General features: G+C 67.0%; 13 protein-coding genes. 9 read left to right on the forward strand and 4 right to left on the reverse strand.

The window, feature by feature from the left end:
* From EPK82_RS15225 to rmuC, 4 genes are all read left to right on the forward strand, one after another.
* Positions 1–372, forward strand: a complete 372-nt coding sequence (locus EPK82_RS15225) for an XRE family transcriptional regulator (RefSeq protein WP_037049292.1) — start codon at positions 1–3, stop codon at positions 370–372.
* A 73-nt stretch (positions 373–445) separates the two neighbouring features.
* Positions 446–1,198, forward strand: a complete 753-nt coding sequence (locus EPK82_RS15230) for an RES family NAD+ phosphorylase (protein ID WP_037049289.1) — start codon at positions 446–448, stop codon at positions 1,196–1,198.
* A gap of 437 nt (positions 1,199–1,635) precedes the next feature.
* Positions 1,636–1,887 (forward strand): SEL1-like repeat protein, encoded by a 252-nt coding sequence (locus EPK82_RS15235; RefSeq protein WP_037049286.1) that lies wholly within the window; start codon positions 1,636–1,638, stop codon positions 1,885–1,887.
* Positions 1,888–1,953: 66 nt separating this feature from the next.
* Positions 1,954–3,429 (forward strand): DNA recombination protein RmuC, encoded by a 1,476-nt coding sequence (gene rmuC, locus EPK82_RS15240; RefSeq protein WP_047586382.1) that lies wholly within the window; start codon positions 1,954–1,956, stop codon positions 3,427–3,429.
* Between the two features lie 57 nt (positions 3,430–3,486).
* On the opposite strand, the gene EPK82_RS15245 is transcribed toward rmuC, so the two are convergent.
* Entirely contained in the window at positions 3,487–4,377 is an 891-nt protein-coding gene (locus EPK82_RS15245) for a metal-dependent hydrolase (protein ID WP_134677091.1), read from the reverse strand.
* Entirely contained in the window at positions 4,374–5,291 is a 918-nt protein-coding gene (locus EPK82_RS15250) for an alpha/beta fold hydrolase (protein WP_134677092.1), read from the reverse strand. Before EPK82_RS15250 ends, EPK82_RS15245 begins: the two co-directional genes overlap by 4 nt.
* A gap of 293 nt (positions 5,292–5,584) precedes the next feature.
* On the opposite strand from EPK82_RS15250, the gene EPK82_RS15255 reads away from it, so the two are divergent.
* Positions 5,585–6,397 (forward strand): MerR family transcriptional regulator, encoded by an 813-nt coding sequence (locus EPK82_RS15255; RefSeq protein ID WP_134677093.1) that lies wholly within the window; start codon positions 5,585–5,587, stop codon positions 6,395–6,397.
* A gap of 19 nt (positions 6,398–6,416) precedes the next feature.
* On the opposite strand, the gene EPK82_RS15260 is transcribed toward EPK82_RS15255, so the two are convergent.
* On the reverse strand, positions 6,417–9,905 hold the full coding sequence (locus tag EPK82_RS15260) for a hybrid sensor histidine kinase/response regulator (protein ID WP_037049261.1): 3,489 nt from the start codon (positions 9,903–9,905) through the stop codon (positions 6,417–6,419).
* A 205-nt stretch (positions 9,906–10,110) separates the two neighbouring features.
* On the opposite strand from EPK82_RS15260, the gene EPK82_RS15265 reads away from it, so the two are divergent.
* Positions 10,111–10,680 (forward strand): GNAT family N-acetyltransferase, encoded by a 570-nt coding sequence (locus EPK82_RS15265; RefSeq protein WP_037049259.1) that lies wholly within the window; start codon positions 10,111–10,113, stop codon positions 10,678–10,680.
* A 6-nt stretch (positions 10,681–10,686) separates the two neighbouring features.
* A complete protein-coding gene (locus EPK82_RS15270) occupies positions 10,687–11,511 on the forward strand; it encodes a helix-turn-helix transcriptional regulator (RefSeq protein WP_037049257.1) in 825 nt (274 codons plus the stop codon).
* 109 nt (positions 11,512–11,620) lie between these two features.
* Here the strand turns inward: EPK82_RS15270 and EPK82_RS15275 are convergent, their stop codons facing one another.
* On the reverse strand, positions 11,621–12,958 hold the full coding sequence (locus EPK82_RS15275) for an imelysin family protein (RefSeq protein ID WP_037049254.1): 1,338 nt from the start codon (positions 12,956–12,958) through the stop codon (positions 11,621–11,623).
* Between the two features lie 190 nt (positions 12,959–13,148).
* On the opposite strand from EPK82_RS15275, the gene EPK82_RS15280 reads away from it, so the two are divergent.
* Positions 13,149–13,721, forward strand: a complete 573-nt coding sequence (locus tag EPK82_RS15280) for a LemA family protein (RefSeq protein WP_134677094.1) — start codon at positions 13,149–13,151, stop codon at positions 13,719–13,721.
* 10 nt (positions 13,722–13,731) lie between these two features.
* Positions 13,732–14,637, forward strand: a complete 906-nt coding sequence (locus EPK82_RS15285; RefSeq protein ID WP_037049248.1) for a GIDE domain-containing protein — start codon at positions 13,732–13,734, stop codon at positions 14,635–14,637.
* Positions 14,638–14,710: the final 73 nt, after the last annotated feature.

Below are 14,710 nucleotides of genomic sequence, written 5' to 3' on the forward strand. Positions count from 1 at the left end.
ATGAGTGCATTGATTCGCAGCCAGCCTGATGCCGATGCGGTGCTGGCCAAGGCGTTGCTCAATACCCGTGAGCAGCTGGGCCTGACCCAGCAGGAGCTGGCCGATATCGTCGGTGTGCACCGCAGCGCCATCAGTCGCTGGGGGGAGCAGGGCGGCTTGCGTCCGCAGAGCAAGACCGGTGAGCTGGCGTTGTTGCTGATCCGCGCCTACCGGGCGTTGTTCGCCCTGTTTGGCGGCAACCTGCAGGACATGCGGCACTTCCTGCGTACCGAGAACCGTCACCTGGCTGGCGTGCCACTGCAGCAGATGGGGCAGGTACAGGGCCTGGTGCGTGTCGTCGAGTACCTGGACGCCATTCGCGGCAAGGTCTGAGCCGCCACTCGCAGCCTGCTGCGCGCCGACCGTGCCGCGTCGAGTACAGGCTCTACTCTCGGGAGTGATCGCCATGGACATCTGGCAACAATGCGCGGGCGAACGGCAGGTTCGCCCGCTACGCGGCAAGCTGCTGCGCATGGTGGAAAGCCAGGCGCAGGTGGCCACCTCGCAACTGGTGGACAACCTGGCGGAGCAGGCGCTGCTCGAAGACCTGCTGGAGAACAGCAAGCCGCCGCTGCCCGAGGCTGCCGAGCCGCTGCACTATCTGCTCAAGACGCCGTTCCGTTATCCACCGCTGCGCTGGGGCTCGCGCTTCGGCACGGTGCACGAGCCGAGTCTGTTCTACGCCGCGCAGCACCTGCAGACGGCGATGGCCGAGGCGGCGTACTACCGTTTCGTGCTGTGGAACGGCATGCTCAGCCCGCCGCCCAGTGGGCGCATCCTCTCCGAGCACTCGACCTTCGAGGCGCGTTATCGCGTCGAGCGCGGTATCCAGTTGCAGTTGCCGCCCTTCGATGCGCATGCCGCGCTGCTCGCGCATCCCAGCGACTACAGCGTCGCCCAGCGGCTGGGCGCGGCGATGCGCGCGGCGGATATCCAGGCGTTCGAGTACCGCTCGGCGCGTTGCCCCGCAGGTGGTAGCAATGTCGCGCTCTATGTGCCGCAGGCGTTCGCCGAGAAACGGCCACGCAACCTCACGGCCTGGTTGTGCGAAACCACGGGTGATTACGTGGCGTTCAAGCCCGCTCAGGTTCCCGGACAGCCGCGACTGTTTCGCTGGGAGCAGTTTCTGGTGCAAGGGCAGTTGCCACACCCCGCATGAATGCTGCCGCAGCGCTGGCGATGCCCCGAAACAGAGCGCTGCGCGGATATGTCGCACGGAGTTGTGCACAATGCTGAGGCAGCCTGTCATCTCACTGTCAGAACCGCCGCTAAACGTTTGATTTTTCGTGGTTGATTTTTAAGTCAATGAAAAATATGCATTTTTTTCATTGGTGAAAAAATCGTCAGTTTGACCGGAGCGCCCATGGCATCGGGCCTGACGGCGCTTTCGCCCAAGTTGTGCACGGAGTTATCCACAGGTTCTGTGGATTGTGTGGCGGGGCTGGCGGAGTCGCCCGAAACAATCGCCTGGCGGGACTTTACCTTGGCAAAAAAAGGAGTAGAGTGGCGCGCCCCGGCAGTTACCCCTGTTTTCTTATGCCTCGCGCTTTACCGTCGTCATCCTCCGCAGCCCGTCCAAGCTCTTCTCGTCTGCCCATGCGCGTCGCGCTGTGGCTGCTCGACAATCCGCGTCTGGGCAAGACGCCCAGCGTCAAGCGCATCGCCGGCAACCTGCTCAAGCAGCCTGCACGCAAAGGCTGCGTGCAGGCGCAGAGTCGCCTGGGTCAGCTGCTCTGCCGCGACTGCGGCAACACCCGTGACCGCCGCATCGGCTACGAGCTGCTGCGCCAGGCCGCCCGCGCGGGTGATCGCGGTGCCCAGCAGGAACTGCAGCGTCTGTCGCGCTGACCGCGTACTGGCCCCGTGTGAATCGTCCGCTGGGTATACTGCTCGGCGGTCAAACATGGAGCGTCTATGCCAATCGATCCCCTCTCTCTTGCCATCGGTGCCGTCGCGGCGCTGGTGCCGCTCCTGGCCGGCATCTGGTCACTGCAACGCCGGCTGGCCCGCGAACAGAGCGAACAGGCGCTGTTGCAGGAGCGCCTGGAACACGCACAACTCGGCCAGGCCGGTGTGCTCGCGCAGCTCGATGCCTGCCGGGCCGAGTTGGCCGAGGTCAGTGAGATCAAGGTCGACCAGCAGACCGAACTGGCCGGCCTGCGTCGCGAGAACGAGTTGCTGCAGCAGGAGCGGCAGATCTCGCGCGAGGCCGCACAATCCTGGAACCAGCAACGTGAGCGCAACGAAGCCGAACTGCGCCGGCTGACCGCCGAGTGCGCGGCGCTGGCCGCCGAGCTGCAGGAGAATCGCGACAACCAGCAGCAACGCCTCGATGACCTGCAGGGGGCACGCAACGAGCTGCGCGCGCAGTTCGCCGAGCTGGCCACGGCGATCTTCGACGAGCGCGAGCAGCGCTTTGCCGAGACCAGCCAGCAACGCCTCGGGCAGTTGCTCGATCCGCTCAAGGAGCGCATCCAGGCGTTCGAGAAGCGTGTCGACGAGAGCTATCAGCAGGAGGCGCGCGAGCGCTTCTCCCTGGGCAAGGAGCTGGAGCGCCTGCAGCAGCTCAACCAGCGCCTGGGCGACGAGGCGACCAACCTGACGCGGGCGCTGAAAGGGCAGAAGACCCAGGGCAACTGGGGCGAGCTGGTGCTCGAGCGTGTGCTGGAGCATGCCGGCCTGGAGAAGGGCCGCGAGTACCAGACCCAGGTCAGCCTCAAGGGCGCCGGTGGCGAGCGTTTCCAGCCCGATGTGCTGATTCGTCTGCCGGGCGACAGGCAGGTGGTGGTCGATGCCAAGGTCAGCCTCAGCGCCTACCAGCACTATGTCGCAGCCGCTGACGAGGCGGTACGCCAGCAGGCGCTCAAGCAGCATCTCGTCTCCTTGCGCAGTCACCTGAAGGGCCTTTCCGGCAAGGACTACCAGCGTCTCGAAGGCCTGCACAGCTTGGACTTCGTCCTGCTCTTCGTACCGATCGAGGCGGCCTTCGCGGCCGCCTTGCAGGCCGAGCCGGACCTGTTCCAGGAGGCGTTCGAGCAACAGGTGGTGATCGTCAGCCCGACCACCCTGCTGGCCACCCTGCGGGTCATCGACAGCCTCTGGCGCCAGGAGCGCCAGGGCCAGAACGCCCGCGAGATCGCCGAGCGCGCCGGCCAGCTATACGACAAGTTCGTGGCCTTCGTCGCCGACCTGGACGAGATGGGCAGCCGCCTGCAGCAGCTGGACAAGGCCTACGCCAGCGCCCGCAACAAGCTGGTCGAAGGGCGTGGCAACCTGGTTGGCCGGGTGGAGAACCTCAAGCTGCTGGGCGCACGCGCCAGCAAGAGCCTGCCGGGCGAACTGCTCGAGCGTTCCGCCGATCTGCCGGCGCTGGATGAGCTGGGCGAGTGAGCGGCGTTCGGCGCTGATCCAGGCCGCCGCGCCGTTGCACCCGCGTTGCCCAGGCGTTCACGCGGCGCCTTTCTCTGCGGCTGCGCGCAGGGCCGCCGGCGAGCTGGCCAGATAGTCCAGCGCGGCCTGCAGGTCGCCCTCGATGCGCGGGTGAAAGCGCGGATCGAAGTAGCGCAGCACGGAACGTCCGACGCTGGCGGTGCTCGGCAGCAGGCCGCGCTTGCCCAGGTCATGCCACATGCGCAGGAACCCCGGGCGATAACGCGTGGCCGGGTCCTGGCGCATCATCACCTTCATCGCATCGCTGAACAGGTAGAGCAGCGCCGGAGAGGCGATCAGCATGAACAGCCAGCGCATCGCCAGGCTGCCGCCCAGGTGGACGTGCAGGTCGTGGGCGACGCAGCGGTGTTCCACTTCCTCGGCGCCGTGCCAGCGCAACAGGTCGAGCATCACCGGGTCGGCGTGATCGAGCCCACGGCTGTTGACCACCCAATCTCCCAGCACGCAGGTGAAGTGTTCCACCGCCGCGATCAGGCCGACGCGCTGGCGTAACCACCAGGTTTGCAGACGCCGGCTCAGGCGATTTTCTCCCAGGGGGTAGTCGCACAGCAGCTTGTCGAACAGCCAGTCGACCTTGCGTGTGAAGGGGCGCGGATCGATGCCGTGGCGGCGCAGGTAAGGGGTCAGCGCGCTGCCGTGGGCCCGGGCGTGCTGTGCCTCCTGCAGCACGAACCCGCGCACGTCCTCGCGCAGCCCGGGGTCGCTGACCTGCGGCAGGGCCTTGTTGTACACCTTGCAGAACCAGAACTCGCCGGCCGGCAGCAACAGGTGCAGGCCGTTCATGATGTGCGAGGCCTCCGGCTCGTTCGGCACCCAGTGCAGAGGCGTGTCGCTGAAATCGAAGCGCACCTTGCGCTGTTGCAGGGCGGGTTGCTTGCCTGGATTCATGGTTGCGCTCGTTCCAGTTCGTTGACGTAATCGCGCAGCCAGCCGGCCAGCCTGGCCGGTTTGGCCAGCAGCTGCCAGTGGCCGGCGCGCACTTCGCGGCGGGTCAGCAACGGCGCCCAGTGCTGCAGGTCGTCGAACAGCTGCGGGCGCACGAAGCGGTCGTTCAGCGCCACGATCAGCTGCAGGGGCACACGGGTACTGCGCGTACGCGGATGCAGCAGGCTGCGGATGAAGTTGGCGCGATACAGCTGCACGCCGCGCATGCCGTCGGCGCGTTGCGTGCTGCTGGGGGGTAGCTCGCTGACGCCCTCCAGGCGGCTCAGCAACCAGGGCCAGGCGCGATCCAGACCCAGGCGCCAGCACAGCTCCGGCAGCAGCGGGGTGTGGAAGAAGGCGATGTACCAGGAGCTGAGCAACTGACCCAGCGCCTGCAGCAGCGCCCTGGGGCGGCGCAGGCTCAGGCGTTCGCGCAGCCAGTGGCCGACATGGTCGAGGCACGGTCCGGAGAGGCTGGTGTAGGACGCCAGCAGCGGCTGGATGCGCGGTTCGGTCACCGCTTCCCAGCTCTGGATCGAGCCCCAGTCATGGGCGACCAGGTGCACCCGGCGACCTGCGCTGGTGGCGTGGATGACCGCTTCGAGGTCGCGCGCCAGCTGTGGCAGGCGGTAGTCCTGCACGCGTCGCGGCACCTGCGACGCGCCGCAGCCACGCACGTCGTAGGCGACGATGCGGTAGTCGTTGGCCAGCTCGCGGATCAGCGGCAGCCAGACCTCGTGATTATCCGGATAGCCATGCACCAGCAGCAGGGTCGGGGCATCGGCCTTGTCCCAGATGTAACTGCGCAGGCGCAGGCCGTCGCTGTGAACGTCCAGTTGCTGCGGCGGCAGGTCGTGGCGTTGCAGGGGCGCGTTCATCGGCTAGGACCGACGAGCAGGATGAGCGGGAACATGGCAGGCTCCGGGCAATGACGATTACATTGTTTGATGTAACTGTCATTGTTGAGCGCCAGGTGGCCTTTGCCTAGTCGTTGCGCCAGCGTTCGAGCGCAAGCGTTACGGCGTTACCGGCGTGTGTCGAAGCGCTCTGCAACGGGGGACAGCGCCAGCAACGGCGGTTTTCGGCCGGGGCAATGGTGAGCAAGTCCAGCCCTTGGTTGGGGCGCCGGCAACGGTTGGCGACGGCCTCGGCGCCAGACTATGATCGGCGCATGACTGAGGTTTCCCTGTTCTTTCAGCGCCTGCTCGGCAGCGCCGCACCGGCGTCGGCGGCGGCCGTCGCCGAATACACGGTCGACGAGCTGGCCCAGGCCGCGCAGACCACCGTGCGCAACGTGCGCGCCTATCAGGATCGCGGGCTGCTGTCGCCGCCGGAGCGGCGTGGGCGTGTCGGCATCTACAGTGGCGAGCACCTGGCGCGGCTGCGCCTGATCGGCCAGTTGCTGGAGCGCGGCTACAGCATCGCCAGCATTCGCGAGCTGTTCGACGCCTGGTCCCAGGGGCGCGATCTGGCTCACGTGCTGGGGCTCGAGCAGGCCATCCGTGGCCCGGGGGAACCGGAGCAGCCGGGGCGCCTGGAGTTCGCCGAGTTGCAGGCGATCTTCGCTGACGATCTGGATGACGCGCTGATCGAGCGGGCACAGGCCATGGGCCTGCTGCAGTTCGCCGGCGATCACCTCAGCGTGCCTAGCCCGCGGTTGTTCTCGGCCGGGGTGCAGCTGTATCGCGCCGGCATTCCCCTGCCGGCGCTGCTCGATGAGCTTGAGTCGATCCGGCGGCATGTCGAGCAGGTCTCCACCGGCATCGTGCAGATGATCGCCGGTCACCTGGTCAACCCGCTGTTGCAGACCTCGCTGCCACATGCCGATCAGCTCGAGGGCCTCAGCGCCCAGCTGCTGCAGCTGCGTCCGCTCGTCGAGCAGGTGGTCGAGGCCGAGCTGGCGCGTGGTCTGCCGGTGGCCGCCAACCGCGAACTCAGCGAGCGCGTGCATCAGCTGCTGCAGGGCTTCCTGCAGCGCAGCTAGTCGTCCGCCACCCGTCCGATCAGCCGCGCAGGACCAGATGGCGGCTGAGCAGGGCGCGCAGGGCGGCGGGCTTGACCGGTTTGGGCAGGTAGTCGAGGCCCGCGGCATGCACGGCGGCGACCAGCTCGGGGCGGCCGTCGGCACTGATCACCACGCCGGGCACCGGTTCGCCCAGGCGGGTGCGCAGCCAGGCCATCAGTTCGGTGCCGGTCTCTCCCTCGTCCAGGTGGTAGTCGACCAGGGCCAGCTGCGGATGCACTTCCTCGCTGAGCAGGTGCTCGCACTCCAGGCGGTTGCGCGCCGTCCACACCTGGCAGCCCCAGCGCGACAGCAGGCTGTACATGCCGGTGAGGATGCTGTCCTCGTTGTCGATGCAGATCACCTGGATGCCCTGCAGCGGCTGGCCGTCTGTCGCGGACAGGGCTGGGGCCTGGGGCTTCGCTGCGGGCTTTCTGGCCAGTGGCACGCTGACGCTGAACACGCTGCCCTTGCCCGGCCAGGAGCGCACCTCGAGGCGGTGGGACAGTACCCGGCAGAGCCCGTCGGCAATCGCCAGGCCCAGGCCCAGGCCTTTCTCGGCGCGCGTCTGGTGGCTGTCCAGGCGCTTGAACTCCTCGAAGATCACCTTGCGCTTGTCCTCGGGAATTCCCGCGCCCCGGTCCCAGACCTCCAGGCGCAGCTGCCCGCCCTCGCGGCGCACGCCGAGCACGACACGGCCCTTGGCGTAGCGGAAGGCGTTGGTGAGGAAGTTCTGCAGCACCCGGCGCAGCAGCTTGATGTCGCTGTCGACCCATTCGCGACTGCCGTGCACGCGCAGGTCGATGCCCTGTTCCACGGCCAGCACGCCGAACTCGGCGGCGAGGGTATCGAACAGGTTGGAGAGGGCGAACGGATGGCGATCCGGGGCGATGCGGCCGTTCTCCAGGCGCGAGATGTCCAGCAGGTCGGTGATCAGGTCCTCGGCCGAGCGCAGCGAGCTGTCCAGGTGCCTGACCAGCTCCTGCGCTTCGCCGGGCAGAGCTTCGTCCTGGTGGGCCAGCGCCGCGGAGAACAGGCGCGCGGCATTCAGCGGTTGCATCAGGTCATGGCTGACCGCCGCGAGGAAGCGCGTCTTCGACTGGTTGGCGGCCTCGGCGTGCGCCTTGGCCTCGGTCAGCGCCTGGTTCAGTTTCGACAGCTCGTGGGTACGTTCGGCCACACGCCGCTCCAGGCTCTCGTTGGCATCCTTGAGGGCGCGCTCGGCTTCGCGGAATTCGGTGATGTCGGTGAAGCTCATGACGAAGCCGCCGCCGGGCATGGGGTTGCCGATCAGCTCGATCACCCGGCCGTTGGGGAACACCCGTTCGTAGCTGTGCGCGGTGCCCTGGCGCATCCAGTACAGGCGCTTGGCCACGTTCTCCTCGACATCGCCGCCGCCGAGCATGCCGCGCTGGGCGTTGAAGCGGATGATCTCGGCAATCGGTCGGCCGACGTAGATCAGCCCTTCGGGGTACTCGAACAGCTCCAGGTAGCGATGGTTCCAGGCCACCAGGCGCAGGTTCTGGTCGACCACGCTGATGCCCTGGGTGATGTTCTCGATCGCCCCTTGCAGCAGGGCGCGGTTGAACTGCAGCACCTCGCTGGCCTCGTCGACGATGCGCACCACATCCTCGACCTGCATTTCCCGGCCTTCGATCGCGGCCCTGACCACGGCGCGGGTCGAGGAGGCACCCAGGACCCCGGCGAGCAGGCGCTCGGTATGCGCGATCCATTCGCTGTTGGCCGGCTGGTTGGGGTCGAAGTCCTTGCCTTTGCCCTGGCGCAGGGCGAAGCGGGTGAAGCTCTGCCGCGCCCGTTCCTCGCCGACGAAGCGGCTGGACAGCATCAGCAGGTCCGCTACCTGCACGGCCAGCAGGCTGCGCCCGCTCGGCTTGGTGCCCAGGTCATGGCCGATGAAGCGACCGGCTTGCCAGTGCTCGGAAACGCGCGTGCGGGAGAACCAGGAGACCCAGGCGAACAGCAGCATGTTGCCGGCCAGCGACAGCACCACGCCACGGGTCAGCGGGTCGACGTGCAGGCCGATGGGGGCGTACAGCAGAGTGGTCAGCCCGGGGAAACCGTGCAGCGACCAGCCCATGCCACGGGCGGCCAACGGCAGCACCAGGGTGTAGAACCACAGCAGCGCGCCGACGATCAGGCCGGCGAAGACGCCGCGACGGTTGGCCTGTTTCCACACCAGGGCGCCGAACATGGCCGGGGCCAGCTGGCCGATGGCGGCGAAGGACACCTGGCCGATGGTGGCCAGGCTGGTGCCTTCACCGAGCAGGCGATAGCAGACGTAGGCCAGCAGCAGGATCAGCACGATGCTGACCCGGCGGGCAGTGAGCATCCAGTGGCGGAAGGCCTCGAACGGGCGCTCGGTGCTCTGCCGGCGCAGCAGCCAGGGCAGCAGCATGTCGTTGGAGATCATGGTCGACAGCGCCACCGAGGCGACGATCACCATGCCGGTGGCGGCCGAGGCCCCACCAATGAAGGCCAGCACCGCCAGGCCCGGATGCGCTTCGGCCAGGGGCAGGCTGATGACGAAGGAGTCGGGGGTGACGCCGGCCGGCAGCAGCATCTGCCCGGCCAGGGCGATGGGCACGACGAACAGCACGGCCAGCACCAGGTAGGCCGGAAACACCCAGCGTGCCAGGCGCAGGTCCTTGGGCTCGATGTTCTCGACCACGGTGACATGGAACTGCCGTGGCAGGCAGACGATGGCGATCATCGCCATGCCGGTCTGCACCAGCATGGCCGGCCAGTTCACCGCCTCGTTCCAGAAGCTGTCCAGCTCGGGGGTGCTGTGGGCCTGGGCGAGCAGGTCGTTGAAGCCGTTGTACAGGCCGAAGGTGACGAAGGCGCCCACGGCGAGGAAGGCCAGCAGCTTGACCAGCGACTCGAAGGCAATCGCCAGCACCATGCCCCGGTGGTGTTCGGTGACGTCGAGGTTGCGCGTGCCGAACAGGATGGTGAACAGGGCCAGTACCAGGGACACGATCAGCGCGGTGTCCTGCGCGCTGGTGCCGGTGTCCAGCGCATGCTCGCCGATCAGCAGGTTGACCCCGAGCACGATGCCCTTGAGCTGCAGGGCGATGTAGGGCAGCACGCCGACCAGGCAGATCAGCGCCACGACGATGGCCAGCGACTGCGACTTGCCGTAGCGCGCGGCGATGAAGTCGGCGATGGAGGTGATGTTCTCCTGCTTGCTGATCATCACCATCTTCTGCAGCACCCAGGGCATGCTCAGCATGAGGATGATCGGCCCGAGGTAGATGGGCAGGAACGACCACAGCTGCTCGGCGGCCTGGCCCACGGCGCCGAAGAAGGTCCAGCTGGTGCAGTACACGGCCAGCGACAGCGAGTAGACCCAGGCGCGAATCTTCGGCGGCATGGGCGTGCTGCGGCGGTCTCCATAGAAGGCGATGGAGAACAGGATGGCCATGTAGAGGAGGGCGACCGCGGCGATCAGCCCGGGGGACAGCGACATGCAGGCTCCGGAACGCAGGGTGGAATGAGGTGAGCCTGGCACCCGAGGCGAGGCTGATGATGATCAGTGTTGCACAAAGCGGCAGTTCGTCGGCTGCGACCAAGGTCGCAGGCTGCCCGGCGCACTTTGCGACAGGACTTGATTGTGCCGCAGGCACTGGCCTGATAGCGTGCCGGGTTTGCGACTCTGTCCGAGGAAGGACCCTATGTTCAAGCCGCAACTGGTGACGTTGCAACGGGGCGCCCTGCGCCTGGAACCGCTGTCCGATGCCGACATCCCGGCGCTGGTGGCGCTGGCCGAAAGCAATCGCGACGAACTGCTGTACATGAGCGGCACTCAGCGCCTGGACTGGTACCGCAGTGCGCTGGCCGATCTGCGTGAGCAGCGCGCGTTGCCGTTCGTCGTGCGTCTCGGTGACGAACTGGTCGGCACCACGCGTTTCGCCGAATTCATGAACACCCTGCCGGCCTGCGAGATCGGCTGGACCTGGCTCGACCGCAGCCAGCACGGCACCGGCCTGAACGGCACGATCAAGTACCTGATGCTCAGGCATGCCTTCGACAACTGGGGCATGGTGCGCGTGCAGTTGAAGACCGCCGGCAGCAACCTGCGCTCGCAACGCGCCATCGAGAAGCTCGGCGCCGTGCGTGAAGGGCTGCTGCGCAACCACCGCCGGCTGGCCGATGGCCGCCTCGACGATACCGTTCTCTACAGCATGACCGACCTGGAGTGGCCGGCCGTGCGGGATGCCCTGGAGGCACGCTTCGGCGCCTGAGCCCTGATGGAGAGTCGCGAGCAGACCCGTTTCTGGCAGGCCTCGGCGCTGTGTGGCGTCGAGCTGCTGCAGGCGCGCTATCTCCAGCAACGCTTCGCCCCGCACGTGCACGAGGGGTTCGTCTTCACCGTGATCGAGCACGGCGCCCAGCGTTTCCGCCACCGTGGCAGCGATCACCTGGCGCCGCAGGGCAGCATGGTGCTGATCAACCCGGACGAGGTGCACACCGGCTCCAAGGCGCACGACGACGGTTGGCGCTACCGCGGCTTCTATCCCGACAACGCCCAGGTTCTGGGGGCGTTGCAGGAACTCGGGCTGGCCAGGTCCGGCATGCCCTCGTTCGCCGTCAGCGTGCTGGATGACCCGTGTCTGCACACGGCCTTCCTGCAGCTGCATCGCCTGCTGGAGGACGGCGCCGAGGCGCTGCAGCAGCAACTGGCCTGGCGCGAGGCGATTCTGCTGCTGTTCCAGCACCACGGGCGGGTCGGCGAGGCGGCCGCGCCGGGGCGCGAACCCTGGGCGGTATCCTGCGCCAAGCAGATGCTCGCCGAGCAGTTGCTCGAGCCGCCATCGCTGGAAGAGCTCGCCGCCGCGGTCAATCTGTCCCCCTTCCATTTCGCCCGGGTGTTCCGCCGCGCGACGGGCTTGCCCCCCCATGCCTGGCTCAAGCAGCGGCGTCTCGAACAGGCGCGGGCGCTGCTCAGGAGCGGTTGCTCCGCGATCGGCGTGGCCACGCAGCTGGGCTTCGCCGACCAGAGCCATCTGTCGCGGCAGTTCAAGCAGGTCTATGGCGTCAGCCCCGGTGAGTACCGCAAGGCCTGTCTGAGCTGATTCCTGCTCAGGCCAGGTCGGGCTCGCAGAGCCGTTGTGTTCCCGGCATCCAGGCATAAAAAAACCGGCGCCCCTCACGGGTACGCCGGTTCTTCACGGGCAGGGTCGATCAGAATTCGTGATCGGCGGTGTCCGGGTTCAGGTCGCTGATGCCCAGCTTGCCGGCTGCCTGCTCGATGGCACCGGTCTGCTTGACCAGGGCGGCGATGGCGTCGCGTACCAGTTGCTGGCCTTCGGCGTTGTCGGCGGCGATCAGCTGATCGAAGTGCACGTTGTTCTTCTCGGCGCTGTCGACCAGGGCCTGCAGCTTGGCTTCGGTGTCCTGCAGGTCGGCCTTGAGCGTGGTGTCGGCCTGGGCGTCGGCCTTGGCCACCAGGTCGGCCAGGCTCGGGCCGGTCAGGGTGCTGCCGTCGACCTTCTTGTACTCGCCCAGGTAGACGTTGCGAATGCCCTTGCCGTTGTAGAAGTGCGAGTTGTGCGTGTTGTCGCTGAAGCAGTCGTGCTCGTCTTCGGTGGAGTTGGCTTCCAGCGCGACCTTCATGCGCTCGCCGGCCAGCTCGCCCAGCGACAGGCTGCCCATGCCGAACAGCATCTTGCGCAGGCCGTTCTCGCCCGAGTCGGCGACCAGCTCGCTGCGGTAGTTGCCTTCGACGCCGTCCTTCCACTGCTCGACCATGTCATTCAGGTCGCTGACCAGCAGATCGGTCGCGGCCTTGAGGAAGGCACGGCGACGCTCGTTGTGGCCACCGGTGGCACCATCGCCAACCAGGTAGTCGGTGTACGGACGCTCGCCGGCACCCGGGTTGGTGCCGTTCAGGTCCTGGCCCCAGAGCAGGAATTCGATGGCGTGGTAACCGGTGGCGACGTTGGCCTCGGAACCGCCCAGCTCGTTCAGGCTGGCCAGCAGCTCACCGTTGATCTCGGTGACGTCGAGCTTGTCTTCGCCGACCTGGATCTCGGTGTTGGCGATGATGTTGGCTTGCGCGCCCGGGTTGCCCAGTGCGTGCTGGTAGTCGTCGGCCACGTAGTCGATCAGGCCTTCGTCCAGCGGCCAGGCGTTGAGCTGACCTTCCCACTCGTCCACCACCGGGTTGCCGAAGCGGAACACTTCGCTCTGCATGTAAGGCACACGGGCCGCCAGCCAGGCTTCACGCGCGGCTTTCAGGTTGGCTTCGCTGGGCTCGGCGAGCAGGGCGTCGACCGCGCTCTGCAGCGCCTTGCCGGTGCTGGCGGCGTCGCTGAAGACCGCGAAGGCCAGGTCGGCGTAATGATTGACCACCGCCTTCGCAGCAGCCTCGTCGACCTTCGCGGCAGGCGCAGGGGCCGCGCTCTCGGTGGCGGCGGCAGGTGCGGCGGCCTGGGGAGCGGGGGCTTTGTCTTCGCCGCAGCCAGCGAGGGAAATGGCGATGGCCAGCAGGCTGGCGGAGGCCAGGGGCATACGAATCATGGCGGGGTCCTTTGCGTTAACGAAATGGGCCTGATACTCGGTGGTACCTGAAAAACTGCGACATAATGCAAATGTTTCGCATTATGTGTAAAGGCCATTATGCGTCGCTGTGCAGGATATCGCTGTCGAGAGCCGCGGCTGCCGCTAGAATGCCAGCACCTGATTCGCAGTTCTGCATGGAGAAAACTGCATGAGCCTGACCACCGTGATCGTGATCGTTGTCCTCGTCCTGCTGGGTGCCTACGCGGTGTCGTTGTACAACGGCCTGGTGCGCCTCAAGCATGGCGTCAGCAAGGCCTGGTCGAACATCGACGTGCTGCTCAAGCAGCGTCATGACGAGCTGCCCAAGCTGGTCGAGACCTGCAAGCAGTACATGCAGTACGAAAGCGCCACGCTGGAGCGCGTCATCGCTGCGCGCAGTGCCGTGGCCAGTGCGTGCGAGCAGCACGATGTCAGCGCCCTGGGCAAGGCCGAGAGCGGCTTGCGCGCCGGCCTCGGGCAGTTGTTCGCCCTGGCCGAGAACTACCCCGAGCTCAAGGCCAACGACAGCTTCCAGCACCTGCAGCAGCGCATCAGCGGCCTGGAGAACGGTATCGCCGACCGCCGCGAGCTGTACAACGAAGCGGTCAACCTCAACAACGTGCGCATCGAGCAGTTCCCGGACGTGATCGTCGCGCGCATGTTCAACTTCCGCGAGGCCGAGCTGCTGGTGTTCAGCGATGCCGAGAAGGCCGACGTCGACATGAAATCGCTGTTCGGTTGAGCATCCGCCGGTGATGCAGGGTGATCCTTTCGGTTTCTTCCTAACGCTGGCCTTCGCCCTCGGTGCTTTTCTGGGTGGGGCCTGGTGGTGCCTGCGGCGCTGGTCGCAGGCGCGTCATCTGCTCGATACGCCGACCTCGAAGATTCGTTCGGCGGCGCAGGGTTACGTCGAACTCTACGGTGTGCTCGAGGCGCTGCCGGACATGCAGCTGAGCGGGCCGCTGACCGGCAAACCGTGCCTGTGGTGGCGCTTTCGTATCGAGGAATACCGCTCCAGCGGCAGCAAGCGCAGCTGGCGGGTCGTCGAGAGCGGAGCCAGCGATGCCTGGCTGCGCCTGGTCGATGGCACCGGCGAGTGCCTGATCGACCCGCGCGGTGCGGAGATCCGCGCGGCGGTGCGCGAGGTCTGGGAGGGCAACCTGCGCCATCCGCTGGGGCCGGCCAAGACCGGCCTGCTCGGCTTCCTCAGCAGCGGCCAGCGCTACCGCTACAGCGAGGAGCGCTTCCACGTCGGCCAGCCGCTGTACGCCATCGGCGACTTCAGCACGCATGGCGCCGCGCAGCAGGGCTTCGACATGCAGTCGGCGCAGGGCGAGGTGATCCGCGAGTGGAAGGGCGACTACGTCGGCCTGCTGCGGCGTTTCGACAGCGACGGCAATGGCCAGCTCGATGAGCAGGAGTGGAACCGCGTGCGCCTGGCCGCGCAGCTGGAGGCCGAGGACCGCCATCGACTCAAGGCGGCGGAGCCGGCGCAGAACCAGATGGCCAAGCCTGGAGAGCGCCAGCCCTTCATCCTTTCCAACAGCGGCGAGGACGAGCTGGCCCGTGGCTTCTACTGGCAGGCAGCGGCTGGCGCCGTGCTGTGCCTGGTCGGCGCGTTGGCGACGGCCTGGCTGTTCGGCGTGCAGAGCTGGTAGCGCCTGGCATACCGACTGGCGCACATGAAAACGCCGCGTCCCTGAAGAGGGGCGCGGCGTTTTCGTTTGCGGG

This window comes from Ectopseudomonas khazarica (assembly GCF_004521985.1).
Classification (GTDB): domain Bacteria; phylum Pseudomonadota; class Gammaproteobacteria; order Pseudomonadales; family Pseudomonadaceae; genus Aquipseudomonas; species Aquipseudomonas khazarica.

Excerpts from the sequence above, each read along its gene's own strand:
- EPK82_RS15225 (WP_037049292.1), top strand. The coding sequence starts at position 1 with ATGAGTGCATTGATTCGCAGCCAGCCTGATGCCGATGCGGTGCTGGCC.
- EPK82_RS15230 (WP_037049289.1), top strand. The coding sequence starts at position 446 with ATGGACATCTGGCAACAATGCGCGGGCGAACGGCAGGTTCGCCCGCTA.
- EPK82_RS15235 (WP_037049286.1), top strand. The coding sequence starts at position 1,636 with ATGCGCGTCGCGCTGTGGCTGCTCGACAATCCGCGTCTGGGCAAGACG.
- rmuC (WP_047586382.1), top strand. The coding sequence starts at position 1,954 with ATGCCAATCGATCCCCTCTCTCTTGCCATCGGTGCCGTCGCGGCGCTG.
- EPK82_RS15245 (WP_134677091.1), bottom strand. The coding sequence starts at position 4,377 with ATGAATCCAGGCAAGCAACCCGCCCTGCAACAGCGCAAGGTGCGCTTC.
- EPK82_RS15250 (WP_134677092.1), bottom strand. The coding sequence starts at position 5,291 with ATGAACGCGCCCCTGCAACGCCACGACCTGCCGCCGCAGCAACTGGAC.
- EPK82_RS15255 (WP_134677093.1), top strand. The coding sequence starts at position 5,585 with ATGACTGAGGTTTCCCTGTTCTTTCAGCGCCTGCTCGGCAGCGCCGCA.
- EPK82_RS15260 (WP_037049261.1), bottom strand. The coding sequence starts at position 9,905 with ATGTCGCTGTCCCCCGGGCTGATCGCCGCGGTCGCCCTCCTCTACATG.
- EPK82_RS15265 (WP_037049259.1), top strand. The coding sequence starts at position 10,111 with ATGTTCAAGCCGCAACTGGTGACGTTGCAACGGGGCGCCCTGCGCCTG.
- EPK82_RS15270 (WP_037049257.1), top strand. The coding sequence starts at position 10,687 with ATGGAGAGTCGCGAGCAGACCCGTTTCTGGCAGGCCTCGGCGCTGTGT.
- EPK82_RS15275 (WP_037049254.1), bottom strand. The coding sequence starts at position 12,958 with ATGATTCGTATGCCCCTGGCCTCCGCCAGCCTGCTGGCCATCGCCATT.
- EPK82_RS15280 (WP_134677094.1), top strand. The coding sequence starts at position 13,149 with ATGAGCCTGACCACCGTGATCGTGATCGTTGTCCTCGTCCTGCTGGGT.